The 17450-nt window shown below is 63.4% G+C and carries 18 protein-coding genes and 2 pseudogenes; 10 read left to right on the top strand and 10 right to left on the bottom strand.

The window, feature by feature from the left end; genetic code table 11:
* Window positions 1–6: 6 nt before the first annotated feature.
* Window positions 7–1107 (bottom strand): ABC transporter ATP-binding protein, encoded by a 1101-nt coding sequence (locus NKI64_RS28030; RefSeq protein WP_352671406.1) that lies wholly within the window; start codon window positions 1105–1107, stop codon window positions 7–9.
* A gap of 263 nt (window positions 1108–1370) precedes the next feature.
* On the opposite strand from NKI64_RS28030, the gene NKI64_RS28025 reads away from it, so the two are divergent.
* The gene (locus NKI64_RS28025; protein ID WP_023669398.1) at window positions 1371–2081 is read left to right on the top strand and encodes a GntR family transcriptional regulator; all 711 of its coding nucleotides are present in this window, start codon (window positions 1371–1373) and stop codon (window positions 2079–2081) included.
* 3 nt (window positions 2082–2084) lie between these two features.
* Here the strand turns inward: NKI64_RS28025 and NKI64_RS28020 are convergent, their stop codons facing one another.
* Complete coding sequence (locus NKI64_RS28020) at window positions 2085–3314, bottom strand: GNAT family N-acetyltransferase (protein WP_352671403.1); 1230 nt, start codon at window positions 3312–3314, stop codon at window positions 2085–2087.
* Window positions 3315–3405: 91 nt separating this feature from the next.
* Here NKI64_RS28020 and NKI64_RS28015 point away from each other — a divergent pair, with 91 nt between their 5' ends.
* Complete coding sequence (locus tag NKI64_RS28015; RefSeq protein WP_352671400.1) at window positions 3406–4464, top strand: polysaccharide deacetylase family protein; 1059 nt, start codon at window positions 3406–3408, stop codon at window positions 4462–4464.
* 15 nt (window positions 4465–4479) lie between these two features.
* Here NKI64_RS28015 and NKI64_RS28010 read toward each other — a convergent pair whose 3' ends face one another.
* Window positions 4480–4695: a DUF2842 domain-containing protein gene (locus NKI64_RS28010; protein WP_023669401.1), complete on the bottom strand. Its 216-nt coding sequence runs from the start codon at window positions 4693–4695 to the stop codon at window positions 4480–4482.
* Between the two features lie 150 nt (window positions 4696–4845).
* Here NKI64_RS28010 and NKI64_RS28005 point away from each other — a divergent pair, with 150 nt between their 5' ends.
* Window positions 4846–5970 (top strand): COX15/CtaA family protein, encoded by a 1125-nt coding sequence (locus NKI64_RS28005; protein ID WP_352671397.1) that lies wholly within the window; start codon window positions 4846–4848, stop codon window positions 5968–5970.
* Window positions 5971–6023: 53 nt separating this feature from the next.
* Here NKI64_RS28005 and NKI64_RS28000 read toward each other — a convergent pair.
* The 3 genes and pseudogenes from NKI64_RS28000 to speB form a co-directional block, all read right to left on the bottom strand.
* Window positions 6024–6847, bottom strand: a pseudogene (locus NKI64_RS28000) (aminoglycoside phosphotransferase family protein).
* Window positions 6848–6908: 61 nt separating this feature from the next.
* Window positions 6909–7835: an N-acetyl-gamma-glutamyl-phosphate reductase gene (gene argC, locus NKI64_RS27995; RefSeq protein ID WP_023682318.1), complete on the bottom strand. Its 927-nt coding sequence runs from the start codon at window positions 7833–7835 to the stop codon at window positions 6909–6911.
* A gap of 29 nt (window positions 7836–7864) precedes the next feature.
* Window positions 7865–8866, bottom strand: coding sequence for an agmatinase (gene speB / locus NKI64_RS27990; protein WP_023669405.1), 1002 nt, complete (start codon window positions 8864–8866; stop codon window positions 7865–7867).
* A gap of 141 nt (window positions 8867–9007) precedes the next feature.
* Here speB and NKI64_RS27985 point away from each other — a divergent pair.
* Window positions 9008–9210: pseudogene (locus NKI64_RS27985) on the top strand (glycerophosphodiester phosphodiesterase family protein); the annotation flags it as partial.
* A 199-nt stretch (window positions 9211–9409) separates the two neighbouring features.
* Here the strand turns inward: NKI64_RS27985 and NKI64_RS27980 are convergent.
* Window positions 9410–10282: an aldo/keto reductase family oxidoreductase gene (locus NKI64_RS27980; RefSeq protein ID WP_023693290.1), complete on the bottom strand. Its 873-nt coding sequence runs from the start codon at window positions 10280–10282 to the stop codon at window positions 9410–9412.
* Between the two features lie 91 nt (window positions 10283–10373).
* Here NKI64_RS27980 and NKI64_RS27975 point away from each other — a divergent pair, with 91 nt between their 5' ends.
* Window positions 10374–11273, top strand: a complete 900-nt coding sequence (locus NKI64_RS27975) for a LysR family transcriptional regulator (RefSeq protein WP_023693291.1) — start codon at window positions 10374–10376, stop codon at window positions 11271–11273.
* Window positions 11274–11540: 267 nt separating this feature from the next.
* Here NKI64_RS27975 and rpsI read toward each other — a convergent pair whose 3' ends face one another.
* The 3 genes from rpsI to NKI64_RS27960 all read right to left on the bottom strand — a co-directional run bounded on the left by rpsI (window position 11541) and on the right by NKI64_RS27960 (window position 13170).
* Window positions 11541–12023: a 30S ribosomal protein S9 gene (gene rpsI, locus NKI64_RS27970; protein ID WP_023669408.1), complete on the bottom strand. Its 483-nt coding sequence runs from the start codon at window positions 12021–12023 to the stop codon at window positions 11541–11543.
* A gap of 1 nt (window position 12024) precedes the next feature.
* Window positions 12025–12489 carry a 50S ribosomal protein L13 gene (gene rplM / locus NKI64_RS27965; RefSeq protein WP_023669409.1) on the bottom strand — a complete coding sequence of 155 codons (465 nt, stop codon included), beginning with the start codon at window positions 12487–12489 and terminating at the stop codon, window positions 12025–12027.
* Between the two features lie 216 nt (window positions 12490–12705).
* The gene (locus NKI64_RS27960) at window positions 12706–13170 is read right to left on the bottom strand and encodes a PaaI family thioesterase (protein WP_023693292.1); all 465 of its coding nucleotides are present in this window, start codon (window positions 13168–13170) and stop codon (window positions 12706–12708) included.
* Window positions 13171–13316: 146 nt separating this feature from the next.
* Here NKI64_RS27960 and NKI64_RS27955 point away from each other — a divergent pair, with 146 nt between their 5' ends.
* The 5 genes from NKI64_RS27955 to NKI64_RS27935 all read left to right on the top strand — a co-directional run bounded on the left by NKI64_RS27955 (window position 13317) and on the right by NKI64_RS27935 (window position 17323).
* The gene (locus tag NKI64_RS27955; RefSeq protein ID WP_023689473.1) at window positions 13317–14138 is read left to right on the top strand and encodes an enoyl-CoA hydratase; all 822 of its coding nucleotides are present in this window, start codon (window positions 13317–13319) and stop codon (window positions 14136–14138) included.
* Between the two features lie 11 nt (window positions 14139–14149).
* A complete protein-coding gene (locus NKI64_RS27950; protein WP_023689472.1) occupies window positions 14150–14572 on the top strand; it encodes a VOC family protein in 423 nt (140 codons plus the stop codon).
* Between the two features lie 8 nt (window positions 14573–14580).
* On the top strand, window positions 14581–15357 hold the full coding sequence (locus NKI64_RS27945; RefSeq protein ID WP_023693294.1) for an AAA family ATPase: 777 nt from the start codon (window positions 14581–14583) through the stop codon (window positions 15355–15357).
* On the top strand, window positions 15354–15875 hold the full coding sequence (locus NKI64_RS27940; RefSeq protein WP_352671392.1) for a CoA-binding protein: 522 nt from the start codon (window positions 15354–15356) through the stop codon (window positions 15873–15875). The genes NKI64_RS27945 and NKI64_RS27940 overlap by 4 nt, the downstream gene beginning before the upstream one ends.
* Before the next feature lie 167 nt (window positions 15876–16042).
* Window positions 16043–17323 (top strand): O-acetylhomoserine aminocarboxypropyltransferase, encoded by a 1281-nt coding sequence (locus NKI64_RS27935; protein ID WP_023693295.1) that lies wholly within the window; start codon window positions 16043–16045, stop codon window positions 17321–17323.
* The last annotated feature ends 127 nt before the right edge of the window (window positions 17324–17450 follow it).

Raw genomic sequence — 17450 nt, 5'->3', positions numbered from 1 at the left:
TTGAATTCATGAATGAAGGCGGCCGAGGACGATGGCGTCCTCGGAATCCCAGGCGAGCGGTACGGCGTCGCCAAGGGCGACGGGTTTGGCGAAGAAGTCGGAATCGTCGATGATAACGGTGAAATCGTCGATGCCGCCGCCGGTGACCGACAGCTTCACCGTGGCGCCGCGATATTCGATGTTGGAGACGATGCCGGTGAAGCCAAGGCCGGGCGAGGGCGCTTCGCCGATGCGCACATGGTCGGTGCGGATGGCAATGTCGATCGCCGTGCCCACCTCCTGGCCCGCCTCCCGGCCTTGCCCGCGGGCGGCGAGCGAGGCGCCACCATTGACGTCGAAGACGACCATGCCGCCACGCTCGCCGGTGACCCGGCCGGAGATGACATTGTGGTCGCCCATGAAGCGCGCGACAAAGGCCGTGGCCGGCCTTTCGAACACATCTCGCGGCGGCGCCGCCTGTTCGATGCGGCCGTCATTCATCACCACGATCAGGTCCGCCAAGGCCATGGCCTCTTCCTGGCTGTGGGTGACGTGGACGAAAGTGATGCCAAGCGAGGTCTGCAATTTCTTCAGCTCGGCGCGCATGCGTATCTTCAGGAACGGGTCGAGTGCCGACAGCGGCTCGTCGAGCAGCAGCGCCTCGGGATCGGTGATCAGAGCGCGGGCGAGTGCAACACGCTGCTGCTGGCCGCCGGAAAGCTGCGCCGGCCTGCGCGTCGCATAGGCCTCCATCTGCATCAGCTTGAGCATGTCGAGCGCCTTGGCACGGCGCTGCTCCTTGTCGACGCCCTTCATCTTCAGGCTGAAGGCGACATTGTCGACAAGGTCGAGATGCGGAAACAGCGCATAGGACTGGAACATCATCGCCGTGCCGCGCTTTGCCGGCGGCAGGTCGGTGACGACAATGTTGCCGAGGCGGACATCGCCCGACGAAATGCTTTCGTGGCCGGCGATCATGCGCAGCGTCGAGGTCTTGCCGCAGCCGGAGGGGCCAAGCAGGCAGCAATAGGTGCCTGCCGGTATTTTCAGGCTGATGGCCTCGACAGCAGTCGTCGTTCCGTACACTTTCGAAACGGAGATGATGTCGATCTCGGCGGCTTTGGACATTCAGGCTTCCCCGTTTGGTCGCATTAACCAATGCATTATGCGTGCCAATCGGCGAGATTCGGCCAAGCGTTTGAATCATCAGCAAAATCGGGATTCGTGCCCACTGCCTAGCCGGTGGGCTATCTTGTGCATTGCACAAATTATGGGCGATTGTGCGCGATCCGCGCAAGAATCGTATGCAATCTTTTTTCGCTTGGTGTCCACTTTGCCTCTCGTACGCAAGCGACCAGTTGCGCTAGAAGAGGCTGGGAACCATCATCGCCATGAACATTGCCGATCAGATCCATTCCGCCGACAGCGCCAACCAGGATCGCGCCCAGGCGATCCGCGACAATCTGCGGGACGCCATCGTTGACCGTCGGCTGACGCCCGGCACCAAGCTGTCGGAAGGCGAGGTCGGCACGCTGTTCGACGTCTCGCGCACGGTCGCGCGCGCGGCGCTGCAGATGCTGTCCTTCGAGGGGCTGGTGCGTACCGAACGCAACCGTGGCGCCTTCGTCGCCAACCCTTCGCCCGAGGAAGCGCGCCAGGTGTTCGCATCGCGCCGGCTGATCGAGCCGGGCATCGCCATTGCCGCCTGCGGGCGGGTCACAGCCACCGATATCGCTGCGTTCCGAGCGCAGCTCGACGAGGAAGGGCGCTTCATCGCCGAGCGCGGCCCAACCGCCCGGCGCTCCGAAATCAAGGCATCAGGCGATTTCCATCTGCTGCTCGCCTCCGTCGCCGGCAATGCCATCCTGCAGCGCTTCATGGAGGAGCTGGTGGCGCGTTCGTCGCTGGTCATCGCCCTTTACGGACGATCCGGCGTGTCGGCCTGCGGGCACAGTGAGCACACGGAAATGGTCGGCGCGCTGGAGAGCGGCGATTGCGGGTTGGTGAGCCGGCTGATGCTGCACCATATCGACCACATCGAGGCGGATCTCGACCTGCGGGTCAGGGCCGGCCCGGCGCTCCGCGAAGCGCTGAATTTCTGAACGCTAGTTTTCGTCGTCCGTGGGAGCGGGCGCTGCCTGTCCGGCGGCCTTGCGGCGCAGCATCTTGGTCAGCTTCCAGACCGTCGGGTTGTTCTTGATGAAGGCTTTCGCCCGTGCGCCCTGCCGCAGCGCCGACGCCAGGGCGCGTCCCTTCAGCGTCAGGGGCGCCAGCACCTCGAAATGCTGGGACTCGATATCGCACCAGAGCCGCTTGTAGGGCTCGTCGCCGACCGAGAAATCATAGACATCGAAGCCTGTTTGGCAGGCTTCCTCGATGATGTCGAAGAAAAGGAAATCGCCGGGGCTGGTGTGGCCGAGATCGTCCTCGGCGATGGCGCCGAATTCGCAGATCAGGCGTTTGCCCGAGCGGCTCGAGCCGGTGATTGCACGCAGCTTGCCGGCCACTTCGAGCCCATGCAGCACAAAGGCCGGTTTCTCCTCGGCCAGCGCGCCGGCGAAGAGGGCACGGAAGAAAGCCCGCACCTCCGGCTCGCCGAAGACATTGGCGATGCCCATCTTGGCGAAGCGGAACTCCTTCATCTCGAAGAAAGCGTCGAGCAGCCGGTTCACGTCTTCGGGTGTCTGCGCCTCGATGCGGCGATGAACGCCGACCGCCTCGAATTTTCGTGTCTGCGAACGGTGCTTCTTGCGCTTGCGCTTGCCGCCCACACGCGACAGCAGCGCATCGAAACCACCGTCGAGATTGACGGCGAGCGACAGGTTTGGGCTCGGAAAGTTGGAGAACGCCACCAGCGGATTGGCAACGCCATCGAGGTCGGGCAGAAGCCTTTCCAAGGCAACGAGATCGATGTCGGGACGCGCCTTGCCGATCGCCGTCACCAGCCTGCGGATCCCCCCAGCATCTGCCTTTGCCAGCCATGCCGGATCGGCGGCGGCGAAATTGCCGTTGGCATGGCGCCCGCCCATGAAGCGGGCGACGCGGAATGGACCAGTTCGCGTGATTTCCAGTGCCAGTGCAAAGACCGGCCTGTCCTCGATTGTCAGCGTGGCAATGACGGCATCGGGATTAGCCTGCGCCGTCCAGGCACGAACCCAGTCCGCGCTTTGCGCCGGCGCAAACAGCGCCGAACGGCAGAATTCGCCGTAAGAGGCGAGCGCGGCAGCATCTGCGATCGACGCCGACAGACTGGTCTGGTCGGCAGCCGGCGTGCGCGCAGACGCCTTGCTTGCGGCGAGCCGATTGCCGTCAAATGACGCGGTGGCGTCAACCATACCTCAATCCTTAAGGCGTATTCGTCGCGATCAGGAGTTCGCGTCGGCGCGTTCCGTGCTTGGATCGAGCCTAGGCGCAAAAGGTGAATGAATGATCGACGGTGGTGAGGCAGTTCGGAAACTGGCGCTTAATATCGCCCGCTTTACCGGCCTTGCACCGCTGGCCAAGCCGTTTGTCGGCGGCATTGGCGCCATCCTCATGTTGCATCGGGTCACCGCCACGCCGGAGAAGCCGGACGGCGTTAACCGCCACCTCAACATCGCCCCGCGATTCCTCGACGCTCTCGTCGCCGACATGAAGTCGAGGGGCTATGCCTTCGTCACCCTCGACGAGGCGATCGAGCGCATCAAGGCCGGCGGCAAGGACGGCCAGTTCGCCACCATCACCGCCGACGACGCCTATCGCGACAACATGACCGAAGCGCTGCCAGTGCTCGAAAAGCACGACGCGCCGATCACCATCTATGTCGCGCCGGGTCTGATCGACGGCAGCGCCGATTTATGGTGGGACGTGGTCGAGGATATCGTCAACGCGCGGGAGCGTTTGACGCTGGCGACGCCGAAGGGGCCGGTGACCATAGACTGCTCGACCCACGGCAAGAAACTCCACGCCAATGCGCGTCTGCATACCTATCTGACGCTCGAGGTGCGCGAGGAGGATCAGCGCGCCGTGCTGCGCGATCTGGCGCACTCGAACGGCATCGACCTCGATGGCTTGCGCCCAAGCACGCTGATGACCTGGGACGACATCCGCGCCGTGGCCGGGCACAGGCTGGTGACGATCGGCGCGCATACGGTCAACCACCGCAATCTGAAGCGGCTCGACGAAGGCGATGCGCGCCATGAGATCGTCGACGTCAGGCGCCAACTGCAGGCGCAGCTCGGCGAAGACCCCCGTCATCTCGCTTACCCCTATGGTTACGCCAGCGCTGTCGGCTGCCGCGAAGTGGGCTTTGCCCGCGACGCCGGCTACGCCTCGGCGGTGACCACTCGCCACGGCGTGCTGCACGCCGAGCACGCCGGCTTCCTGCACGCGCTGCCGCGCATTTCGATCAACGGCCGCTACCAGAGCGTCGCCCATATCCGCACCATGTTGTCGGGCTTAACGACGCCGCTGGCCAATGCCGGCAAAATGGTGGTCACCATCTAACCTGGGGCGGGCTCTTCAGCCTTTCGGCGGCGGCTCCAGGATCAGCCATTTGATGATGCCCATCGCAGGCAGCACCCAGAACAGGCCGCTGAACAGGAAGAACAGGAAGTGCACCAGCGGGCTGGATTGCGACAGCTGCGCGACCGCTATGATCGACGCGACCAGCGCATAGATGATGACCAGCGCCACCAGCAGGAAAGTTCCGATCAGCTTTTTCAGGCGGATGGGCATGAGCGTTCTCGTTGATCGCCTCCGCTTAGGCCCAACCGCGCGCCTGTGCAACCCGGGAGATGCGGCGCGACGGCGTGCCGCGCCGTCCGGTCTTGTCAGCCGGGTTGCGATGGTTCACCAATCCGCCACGTCAACCTGCCGGGACCAACCATGGCCGCCATATCAGCCGCCGCGCCTTACATTGACCGCGATCGCGACTTGAAAAATCGGGCGCTGGTGCGCGGCTGGCTGTATGTCGTGCTTCTGGTGCTGTTTGCGCTGGTGCTGGTCGGCGGCGCCACCAGGCTCACCAATTCCGGCCTGTCGATTACCGAGTGGAAGCCGATCCACGGTGTGATACCGCCGCTCAATGACGCGGAGTGGCAGGAGGAATTCCAGCTCTACCAGAAGATTCCGCAATATGCCGAGCTCAACAAGGGCATGAGCCTCGATGCCTTCAAGTCGATCTTCTGGTGGGAGTGGGCGCACCGTATCCTGGCGCGCAGTGTCGGCCTGGTCTTCGGCCTGCCGTTGCTGGTCTTGTGGGCGACGCGCCGCATCGAGCGCGGCCTTGGGCCAAAGCTGGTCGGTATTCTGCTGCTTGGTGGCCTGCAAGGCGCCATCGGCTGGTGGATGGTGGCCTCCGGCCTGGTCGACCGCGTCTCCGTCAGCCAGTACCGGCTGGCCACGCATTTGACGCTTGCCGCCCTGATCTTCACTGCCACCATGGTGGTCGCGCGCGGGCTGGCGCCGCATTCGGAGCCTGCCGCCGACCGGCCGACACAAAGGCTGGCCGGCTTCATCGTGCTGCTGGCGCTGATCCAGATCTATCTCGGCGGCCTGGTCGCAGGGCTCGACGCCGGCCTGAGCTACAACACCTGGCCGCTGATGGACGGCAAGGTGATCCCGTCAGATTTGCTTCTGCTCGAGCCGGCCTGGCGCAACTTGTTCGAGAACCCGAAGACGGTGCAGTTCGTCCACCGACTGGGCGCCTACACGGTCTTTGCCGTCGCGCTCTGGCACATGATCGCGACACGCCGGCGTTTACCAGGCACGACACACGCACGCCGCGCGACGCTGCTGTTTCTGCTGGTGCTGGTCCAGGCCTCGATCGGCATCGGCACGCTGCTGATGCAGGTGCCGCTGCACATGGCGCTGACCCATCAGGCCTTCGCGCTTGTCCTGCTGGGATTTGCCGCCGCCCACTGGCGCGGCACCAAAGGCGCCTATCCACTGCCAACGCGGCCGCCCATGAACGCAGGTACATCGTCTACGGTGTCTTGGCCGTCGCAATAATCTATTTCGCGAACGAACTGCCTCGCTACGTCTAACGCGCGAGGCTGCGCCGGTCAGAAGCTGAGCCGCACCTTTCGGATCACTCCCGCAACCGACAGCTCGCGGTTCTCGTCGACCGCATTCTCGTCCTCATGATGCCATGCGGCCGACAGGCAGCCATAGGCGATGGCATGGTCGAGAATGGCAGCCGGCGTCTGGCCGAGTGTCCTGGCGAAGATCTCGGCCATATGCGCGATGCGCTCGGGATCGAGGCAGAGGTCGTCGCGCCCCAGTGGGTTGTAGAACAGATTGGCGGCGTCGAAGCCGGGATCGCCGACCACGCCCTTCGGGTCGATCGCCAGCCAGCCGCGCGCACCGTGCAAAATGTTGTCGTGATGCAGGTCGCCATGCAGCGGCTTGACCGCATGCGGGGCATCGAGCAGCCGGTCCGCGATTTCGGCGGCCTCGATATAGAGGCTGTGCTCTCCGGCGTCGCGATCGGCTCCGGCCTTTTTGAACAGGCTGGCAAACCGTGTCCGCAGCGGCTGCAGGTCCGGCGGGGCAGGGTGTCTTGTGGGCGAGAACAGTCTCCCCATCAACTCGGCCGCAATTGCGGTCGCGGCGTTGTCGCCTTCTTTGGCCAGAACGTCGGAAAGCAGGGTGTCGCCGGCATATTCGAGCAGCATGCGGTGGCCGTCCCGGCCAAGCAGCCGCACCGCCATGCGAGATAGTGCTCGCCGCGCAACTCGTCCTCGACATCGTCGAATGGTTTGAGCGCCTTGACGATGGCCGGCGAGCCGTCCTCACGCCGCACCTTCCAGATGCGGCTCGAAAACGTCTCCGCAATGAGCTCGGGCGCGCTGATCTTCCAGCGCTTTGGAAATGCAGGCGCGTCCATTCAGAGCGTGATGCCGAAAAGTGTTAAGCGGTTTTCGGGCAACATGCTCTCTCCAACTGAATTAAAGGCCGAGCATCAGATCCATGTTCTGAACGGCAGCACCCGAGGCGCCCTTTCCGAGATTGTCATAGACCGCAATCAGCAGCGCCTGCGCCCTGTCGTCATTGGCAAAGACATAGACCTTCATCCGATTGGTGCCGTTATAGACCTCGGGATTGATCTCGGGCAGGCGCTCCACGTGCTCGTAAGGAGCTACCTCGACCACGCCGCCCTTGATGGCGGCAAAATGGTCGGCGATTGCCGCGTGCAGTTCGGCGCCGGCCGGCACATGGTCAAGCCCGCCGAGCTGCAGCGGCACCACCGTGATCATGCCTTGGGCGAAATTGCCGACCGCCGGCTGCATGATCGGATCGTGCGACAGCTTCGCATAGGTGCGCAGCTCCGGCACATGCTTGTGCTGCAGGGTCAGCCCATAGACCTGGAATTCAGAGGCATCCTCGCCCTTGGCGACATAGTCCTCGATCATCGGCCGGCCGCCGCCCGAATAGCCCGAAATGCCATTGACCGTGATCGGGAAATCCGCCGGCAGCAGACCGGCAGCGACCAGCGGCCGCAGCGTCGCGATCGGCCCTTGCGGCCAGCAGCCGGGATTGGCGACGCGTTTCGCATTGGCGATGATCCTGGCCTGATCCTTGTCCAGCTCGGCAAAACCGTATTCCCAGCCCTCGGCGACGCGATGCGCCGTGGAGGCGTCGATCACCTTGGTGGTGTCGTTGGCAATCAGCGACACGCTTTCCTTGGCAGCCGCATCCGGCAGGCACAGGATGGCGACATCGGCGGCATTGAGGAACTCGGCGCGCGCCGCCGTTTCCTTGCGGCGCTCGGCCGGGATCGAGATGATCTCGAGGTCGCCGCGCTCGGCCAGCAGCGCCCGGATCTGCAGGCCGGTGGTGCCGTGTTCGCCATCGATGAAGATTTTCGGTTTCATGTGCCCGTCAATTCCCTGCTAATTCAGGCCTATATGCCCTGGCCATGGTTTGCCGCGCCATGGTTGCCGCTGTTCAGCTCTTCCGCCCGCGCTTTTCGCTCGGCCACCAGGCCGAGATAGTGCATGGCCACCATCGAGCCGGCGATCGCCGTTATATCGGCGTGATCATAGGCCGGCGCAACCTCGACGACGTCGGCGCCGACAATATCGACCTGGCCGAGCTGGCGCAGCGTCGACAGGATTTTCGCCGAGGACGGTCCGCCGGCAACCGGCGTGCCGGTGCCGGGCGCAAAGGCCGGGTCGAGGCAGTCGATGTCGAAGGTGAGATAGGTCTTCCTGCCGCCGGTGCGGTCGACGATCGCATAGGCGATGTCGGAAGCCCGCATCTCCTCGATCTCGTGACCGTAAAGGATCTTGATGCCGAACGTATCGGGGGCATGCGTGCGGATGCCGATCTGGATCGAGCGGTCGGGGTCGATGATGCCTTCATTGACGGCGCGGCCGACGAACGAACCATGGTCGATGCGCTTGCCATCGTCAGGCCAGGTGTCCTGGTGCGCATCGAACTGCACCAGCGCCAGCGGCCCGTGGATGGCGGCATGTGCCTTGAGCAGCGGCCAGGTGACGAAATGATCGCCGCCGAGCGACAACAGGAAGGCACCCGATTTCAGGATCTTCGCCGCCTCGCGCTCGATCGTGCCTGGTGTCTTCTGGTGATTGCCCGAATCGAGCAGGCAATCGCCATAGTCGATGACGGCGAGATGCTCGAACAGGTCGCGCGAGAACGGATATTGCGGGTCGTTGTCGAGGATCGCCGAGGCGCGGCGGATCGCCTGCGGCCCGAAGCGCGCGCCCGGCCGGTTGGTGACGGCGGCATCGAACGGAATGCCCCACACGACGGCGTCCGCGCCCTTTGCATCCTTGGTGTATTTGCGCCGCATGAACGACAGCGCGCCGGCATAGGTCGGCTCGAAGGAAGGCCCCGTCTTGGAGCGGGCGGTGAAGGCGTTGTCGATGGTCTGGTTCGCCATTACGGGTCCTTCTTTGTTCATCGGGCTGCCACAACTACAGAACCGGCACGCAAGATGCCAGTCACAGCTTGGCGAAACGCCATAGCGTTCTAGAGGGGCGACACAGGATTTGTATCGCCAAGGCGCAAGGCCCGGCGACTCCTCTCCGGCGGCCGCGGCGATGAACTGGCGGTGCGGGCCGGCATGCCGGCCGAGACACGGTTTCTGGGCCGAACGCGGCGCCACCATCATCCAGACCGAAGAACCGAAGGCTGCGATTGGCTGGCTGGGGGCCGATGGGTTTCGGGCGCCTTATGTGGATGAGGGAAGCCGGCCGAGCCGCGAATACGGCGAGTATCAATTAGAAATCGTACGTCGGCGCCATCACCCCACCCGGCGCTGCGCGCCGACCTCCCCATCGAGGGGAGGTAGGGCGTTGGCGCTTTAGATCCGACAGTCGTAGCGATTGCGAGGCATGCAAGGCTGCCGCGACCTCCTACCTCCCCTCGATGGGGAGGTCGCGCCGAAGGCGCGGGTGGGGTGACAGCGCCGCCCGCAAAATCTTCACGCCGCTTTCGCCACCCCATCCAATTCCCTCAGGACATCAGCCGACAGCTCCAGTTCCGCCGCCGCCAGGTTCTCTCTCAAATGCCCGACCGACGACGTCCCCGGGATCAGCAGGATGTTCGGCGAGCGGCGCAGCAGCCAGGCGAGCGCAACCTGCAAGGGTGTGGCGCCGAGCCGCGTGGCCACATCCGACAAGGTCGACGACTGCAGCGGGCTGAAGCCGCCGAGCGGGAAGAACGGCGTGTAGGCGATGCCGGCGCGCGCCAGTTCATCGATCAACGCGTCGTCGTCGCGATGCGCCAGATTGTACTGGTTCTGCACGCAGACGATCTCGGCGATCCCACGGCCTTCCTCGACCTGCGCAGGGGTGACGTTGCTCAGGCCGATATGGCGCACCAGGCCCTTCCGCTGCAGTTCGGCAAGCGCCGTCAACTGCGTCTCGATCGAGCCCTCGGCGGGACCCATCACCCCGAACATGATGCGCAGATTGACGACATCCAGCACCTCAAGACCGAGATTCCTGAGATTATCGTGCACGGCCTGCTCAAGTTCCTTGGCGGAATAGGCAGGCAGCCATGAGCCGTCGCTGCCGCGCCGCGCCCCGATCTTGGTGACGATGACGAGGTCTTGCGGATAGGGCGCCAGCGCTTCGCGGATCAGCTGGTTGGTGACATGCGGGCCATAATAGTCGCTGGTGTCGATGTGGTTGACCCCGGACGCCACCGCTTCGCGCAGCACAGCAATGGCCGCGTCCCGATCTTTCGGCGGACCGAAAACGTGCGGGCCGGCAAGTTGCATGGCGCCGTAGCCGAGCCGTTTCACGGTGTGGCTGCCGAGGGTGAATGTGCCGGATTTTTGGATGGTGGACATGGTCGATCTCCTTTGAGGAGGCGAAGATAGACGCTGCTCAACCTTGGGATAATAAGGTACAATCCGTACAGCTTGTGCGGAATGGCGAACAATGATGGATCTTGGCGATCTGAATGCTTTCGTGACGGTGGCGCGTGCCGGCGGTTTTCGCGAAGGGGCTCGCGCCGGCGGCGGCAGCGCGTCGGGCCTGAGCGAAGCGGTGCGCCGCCTGGAGACGCAGCTCGGCGTCAGGCTGTTCAACCGCACGACACGCAGCGTTGTTCCAACCGACGCAGGCCTCAGCCTCTTGGGAAGGCTTGGCCCGGCGCTGTCGGAGGTGGAGGCGGCCCTCGACGTGGTTAATGGCTTTCGCGACAGGCCGGCCGGTTCGCTGCGCCTCAACGTCCCGGTCAGCGCCGCGCGGCTGATATTGCCCGACATCGTTCCGGGCTTCCTCGCCGCCTATCCCGGCATTCGGCTGGAGGTCATCGCCGATGAGAACTTCGTCGACGTGCTGGCGGCGGGCTGCGACGCCGGCATCCGCTATGACGAGCGACTGGAGCAGGACATGATCGCGGTGCCGATCGGACCGCGCGTCCAGCGCTTCGCCACTGGCGCCAGCCCCGCCTATCTCGAGCGCCATGGGCGGCCGCAGCACCCGAGCGACCTGCTTGGCCATGCTTGTCTGCGCGGTCGTTTTGCCAGCGGTGCGATGCTGCCGTGGGAATTCGAGCGCGACGGCGAGGTGGTGCGTGTCGACACGACGGGGCCGTTGATCGTGCGGATCGGCGGGGCGAGCGATCTTGCCGTCCATGCGGCCATTGCCGGCAGCGGCATCGTCGCTCTCTTCGAGGGCTGGCTTCGCCCTCACTTCGAAAGCGGCGCCCTGGAGCCCGTGCTCGAACCGTGGTGGCAGAGTTTTCCCGGACCATTTCTGTACTATCCCGGACGGCGTCTGGTTCCAGCGCCGCTACGGGCGTTTATCGATTACATCAAGGCCGGCAAGTTCTGAGACTTGAACCGAGGCCGGCGCCATCACCCCCCCCGGCGCTGACCGCCGACCTCCCCATCGAGGGGAGGTAGGGTGCCGCGTTTTTATGGTCGAACTGGTTTGCTAGCCGCTGGACCATCGTGGATTGTCCGGGCGGCAAAACTGCCGCGACCTCCTACCTCCCCTCGATGGGGAGGTCGGCGCGAAGCGCCGGGTGGGGTGACTGCCGAGACCCAAAAGAAAAGGCCGCCCGGAGGCGGCCTTTCGATGTCTGGAACGTCGCAGCGCTTAGCGCTTCGAGAACTGGAAGGAACGACGGGCCTTCGCCTTGCCGTACTTCTTGCGCTCGACGACGCGGCTGTCGCGGGTCAGGAAGCCGCCCTTCTTGAGCACGGCGCGCAGTGCCGGCTCATAGTAGGTCAGCGCCTTGGAGATGCCGTGACGAACGGCACCGGCCTGGCCGGACAGGCCGCCGCCGATGACGGTGGCGACGATGTCGTACTGGCCGGCGCGGTTGGAAGCGATGATCGGCTGGTTGAGGATCATCTGCAGGACCGGACGCGCGAAATAGGTCGCGAATTCCTTGTCGTTGACGACGATCTTGCCCGAACCCGGCTTCACCCAGACGCGGGCGATGGCGTTCTTGCGCTTGCCGGTGGCATAGGCGCGGCCCGACTTGTCGAGCTTCTGGACATGGACGGGTGCTGCCGGCTGGGTGTTGGTGTTGCCGGTGGCGGCGCCCAATTCTGCGAGCGAGGAAAGCTCAGCCATCTTATGCAACCTTCTTGTTCTTGGCGTTCAGCGCGCCGACGTCGAGGGTGACGGGCTGCTGGGCGACATGCGGATGTTCCGTGCCTGCATAGACGCGGAGGTTCTTCATCTGACGACGGCCGAGCGGCCCGCGCGGGATCATGCGTTCGACGGCCTTCTCGACGACACGCTCGGGGAAACGGCCCTCGAGCAGCTGGCGCGCGGTGCGCTCCTTGATGCCGCCGGGGTGACCGGTGTGCCAGTAATAGACCTTGTCGGTGAACTTCTTGCCGGTGAACACCACCTTGTCGGCATTGATGACAATGACGTTATCGCCGTCGTCGACATGCGGGGTGAAGGTGGGCTTGTGCTTGCCGCGAAGATGATTGGCGATGACAGTGGCGAGACGGCCGACGACGAGACCCTCGGCGTCGATCAGCACCCACTTCTTCACCACATCCGCAGGCTTCTGCGAAAAGGTTGCCATGGATTTTCTGCTTTCGATTTTGACCTTCCGAAGAAGGCGTTTCTTGTTGCTTGGATTGGCGACAAGGCACTTGCCCGCCGCCAATAACAAAACGGCGGCCTTTGCGGGCCGCTGCTTCGTGACGGCTTATAGGCGAGGGGGTGGTGCACGTCAAGGCGCGGGAAAAGCACGTCTGCTCGTAAAGTGTAATAAAAACAAAGGTTTGATCAAAAGGTATTATTTTACCACATCGGCGGCGCGCTTCGGCGGGATCGAATAGGTGCCGGTCGCATGCGCTACCGTGTGTCCCTTCGGTCCGGCGACGATGTCGATATCGAACACCATCAGGCTCTTGCCCAGCTTCAGGATGCGGCAATGGCCGTCGATCGGCCCGGCTTCGGCCTTGCGGACAAAATTGATGTTGAGGTTGACGGTAACCGAAAGCGCATCCGGCCCGGCATGGCTGAGCACGCAGACATAGCCGCCAATGTCGGCCAGCGTGAACAGCGAGGGCCCGGACACCGTGCCGCCGGGACGCAAATGCCGTTCGCTGGCGTTGAGCCGCACCGTGCAGCCGCCGGGAAACACATCGAGCGCCTCATACGACGTGAACTCGTCGTTGAGCTGGGGGTAGACGCTGGCCATCAGCGCATTGACTTCAGCCGCCGTCAGCACCGGCTTGAGATTGTCCTGGGCGGGCATGTCGGTCTCTCGTTCTATGCCGGGCCTGTATGAACGCAATGATGCGCTTCTGGCAACACCTCTGGCGCAAGCGATGGGTGTTGATGAAACTCGATCCGATATTAGATAGTCTGGCGGCGCCCGGCGGAATCGCGGAGACCCTTGTCATGGCCGAAATCCTTTCGATCAAACCTGTTGCCATAGACGGGCCGGTCATCGCCGGGCTGGACAAGGGCGTGCTGCGCCTGACGCTCGCCAATCCGCCCGCCAATGCCTTGTCGCTTTCCGTCATGGCGGCATTGAGCGCCGAGCTCGACCGTGCCAAGGCCAACAAATCGGTCCGCGTCATCGTCTTGGCGGCCGCCGGGAAAGTCTTCTGCGCCGGTCACGATCTCAAGGAAATGACCGCGCGCCGCGCCGACGCCGACAAGGGCAAGGGGTTTTTCGAGCAGACATTTTCGGCTTGCGCGGCGTTGATGCAGCAGATCGTGCGCCATCCGCTCCCGATCATCGCCGAAGTCGATGGCCTAGCCACCGCTGCGGGGCTGCAACTGGTTTGCAGTTGCGACCTCGCCATTGCCTCGCATGAAGCGACCTTCTGCACGCCGGGCGTCAATATCGGCCTGTTTTGTTCGACGCCGATGGTGGCGCTGTCACGCAACGTGTCTCACAAGCACGCCATGGAAATGCTGCTCACCGGCGAGACCATCGATGCCGCAACCGCCAAGGAATTCGGCCTGGTCAACCGCGTCGTGCCGCGCGAATACCTGAATCAGATCGTCACCAAATACGCGCAAACCATTGCCTCCAAATCATCTCTGGTGGTCAAGACCGGCAAGGAAGCCTTTTACGCGCAGGCCGAGATGGGGTTGGCGGACGCGTATGCCTATACCGGCCGCGTCATGGTCGAGAACATGCTGGCCCGCGACGCCGAGGAAGGCATCGGCGCCTTCATCGGCAAGCGCAAACCGGAATGGACGGACGAATAGGTTTTCGATCCATGGAACCGCGCATCTCCATCATCACCATCGCCACCGACGATCTCGAGCGCGCCGTGCGCTTTTACGAAGGCATGGGCTTGAAGCGCCACGCCGGCATCACCGATGGCGTCGCCTTCTTCCAGATGGGCGGCGCCATTCTCGGCCTGTTCCCGAGGCCAAGCGCCGAGGAGGATTCAGGCATTGCCTTCGCCGCAGCACCGTCGGCGGTCTACCTCGCCTACAACACCCGCTCCGATGCCGAAGTCGACGACGTGCTGGCGGCCGCCGAGAAGGCCGGCGGCAGGATCGTCAAGCCGGCAGGCCGCGCCTTCTGGGGCGGCTGGTATGGATATTTCGCCGATGCCGACGGCCATGTCTGGGAAGTCGCACACAATCCGGCCTTCCCGATCGCGGATGACGGCACCATCTCGCTGCCGGACTGAGCGTCCGCATGGGCTATCGCAAGCAACTGACCCGGCTTAAGGCGCCTTATCTCAAACGCATCCTGATTGACCCCGAGCGCGTGGAAGATTGGGACAAGTATCCCTGGAACCTGCCTCTGTTCCGCGGCCGCGAATTCGAGCTCGAATTCACCACGCCGATCACCATCATTGTCGGCGAAAACGGCACCGGCAAATCGACGCTGCTGGAAGCGATCGGCGCGCTGGCCGGTTACGACGAAGCCGGCGGCGGCAAGGGCTACATGCCCGTCGACCACTCCGGCGCCATCGACGAGAGTGGTGCAGCGCTTGCCGACACGTTGCGCGGCCACTGGCTGCCGAAGGTCACAGCGGGTTGGTTCTTCCGCGCCGAATCTTTTTACTCGGTTGCCCGCTATCTCGATCAGGCGGCGCTGGAATCTGGCGGGGCGCCGCCGGATTTCCTGTCCTGGTCGCATGGTGAAGGGTTCATCCGCTTCTTCGAGGAGCGCTGCCGCCGGCAAGGTATCTACATCCTCGACGAGCCCGAAAGCGCGCTGTCGCCATCGCGGCAGATCGAGCTGCTGAAGATGCTGCGGCGCATGGACCGGTCCGGCACGGCTCAAGTGATCATGGCGACGCACTCGCCGCTGCTGATGGCCTGTCCGGGCGCGCGGCTGTTCCGCATCAGCCGCTTCGGCCTCGACCCCACAGATTTCACCGATACCGATCATTTTCGCATGATGCGCGACTTCTGCACGGACCCGCAGTCCTTTATGGAGGAAGCACTGAGGGAGACCGACGAGTGAATCACGATAGCTACGACAATGCCTATATCGGCGGCATCCTCAATTCTGTGAAGACCATCGCCATGGTCGGCGCGTCGGCCAACGATGTCAGGCCGAGCTTTTTCGTGCTGAAATACCTGCTGGCCAAGGGCTTTTCGGTGTTTCCGATCCATCCGGGGCAGGCCGGCAAGGAAATCCTCGGCCGCATGACCTATGCCAGCCTTGCCGATCTGCCTGAACCAGTCGACATGGTCGACATCTTTCGCGCCTCCGCAGCGGTGCCCGGCATTGTCGATGAGGTGCTGAAGCTCGACCCCTTGCCGAAAGTCGTCTGGATGCAGCTTGGCGTGCGCGATGACGAGGCGGCCGCGCGTGCCGAGGCGGCCGGTATCAAGGTGGTGATGAACCGCTGCCCGAAGATCGAATATGGCAAGCTGTCGGGCGAGATCGGCTGGACCGGCGTCAACTCCGGTGTGCTTTCGTCGAAGAAGCCGCTGATGCGGTCGGGATTCCAGAGTTTCGGTGTGCGCCAGAAGTAAGGCAGTGAATGGTGAATGGTGAATAGAAGGATTTTCCTGGAAGCCGGGTAAAGCCGCATATGAGCGGCTTGCAATCAAGGTGGGACTGGCCGACTTTGCGACCACCATTCATCGCTCACCATTGACCATTTCATCATTCACACGTTTACCGCTCAGGGAGGTTTTCGATGACCCGCACGCCCGGTTTCAACACGCTCGCCGTCCATGCCGGCGCCAAGCCCGACCCGGCGACGGGCGCACGCGCCACGCCGATCTACCAGACGACCTCCTTTGTGTTCGACGATGCCGACCATGCCGCCTCGCTGTTCGGGCTGAAGGCCTTCGGCAACATCTACACCCGCATCATGAACCCGACCCAGGCGGTGCTGGAAGAGCGGATCGCGGCGCTCGAAGGCGGCACGGCTGCACTTGCCGTTGCTTCCGGCCATGCCGCACAGGTGATCGTGTTCCACAATCTCATGCGGCCTGGCGATAATTTCGTCGCCGCCACAAGGCTTTACGGTGGTTCGATCAATCAGTTCGGCCATGCCTTCAAGAATTTCGGCTGGGAGGTGCGTTGGGCCGACACCAACGACGTCTCCACCTTCGAAAGCCAGATAGACGACAAGACCAAGGCGATCTTCATCGAGAGCCTGGCCAATCCCGGCGGCACCTTCGTCGACATAGAGAAAATCGGCGACATCGCCCGCAAGCACGGCTTGCCGCTCATCGTCGACAACACGCTGGCCTCGCCCTATCTGGTGCGGCCGATCGAGCATGGCGCCGACATCGTCGTCCATTCGCTGACCAAGTTCATCGGCGGCCACGGCAATTCGATCGGCGGCGCCATCGTCGATGGCGGCACGTTCGACTGGTCGAAATCCGGCAAATATCCGATGCTGTCGGAGCCGCGCCCCGAATATGGCGGCCTTGTCCTGCACGAAACCTTCGGCAATTTCGCTTTCGCCATCGCCGCGCGCGTGCTTGGCCTGCGTGACATCGGCCCGGCGATTTCGCCGTTCAATGCCTTCCTGATCCTGACCGGGCTGGAGACCTTGCCACTCAGGATGCAGCGCCATTGCGACAATGCGATCACCGTAGCCGGCTGGCTGTCCAACCACCCCAAGGTCGCCTGGGTCAACTATCCCGGCCTGCCCAGCGACAAGAACAACGCGCTGCAGAAGAAATACTCGCCGCAAGGCGCCGGTGCTGTCTTCACCTTCGGCCTGAAGGGCGGCTACGACGCAGGCATCAAGTTCGTCGAGGCGCTCGAACTGTTCTCGCACCTCGCCAATGTCGGCGATACCAAGTCGCTGGTCATCCATCCGGCCTCGACCACGCATCGCCAGCTTTCCGACGAGCAGAAGGTCAAGGCGGGTGCCGGACCGGACACGGTCCGGCTTTCCGTCGGCATCGAGGATGTCAACGACATCGTCGCCGATCTGGAACAGGCTTTGACCAAGGTTTGAATTTTTTTAGTGAGTAGTGAGTAGTGAGTAGTGAGTAGTGAGTAGTGAGTAGTGAGTAGTGAGTAGTGAGTAGTGAGTAGTAGTCGGTATTCACTAGTTAGCAGTGATTAGTGATCAGCCACCCGCT

The organism is Mesorhizobium sp. M0478 (assembly GCF_040321305.1).
In the GTDB taxonomy this organism is placed as follows: Bacteria; Pseudomonadota; Alphaproteobacteria; order Rhizobiales; family Rhizobiaceae; genus Mesorhizobium.
This window is presented reverse-complemented; position numbering and strand designations above follow the sequence as displayed.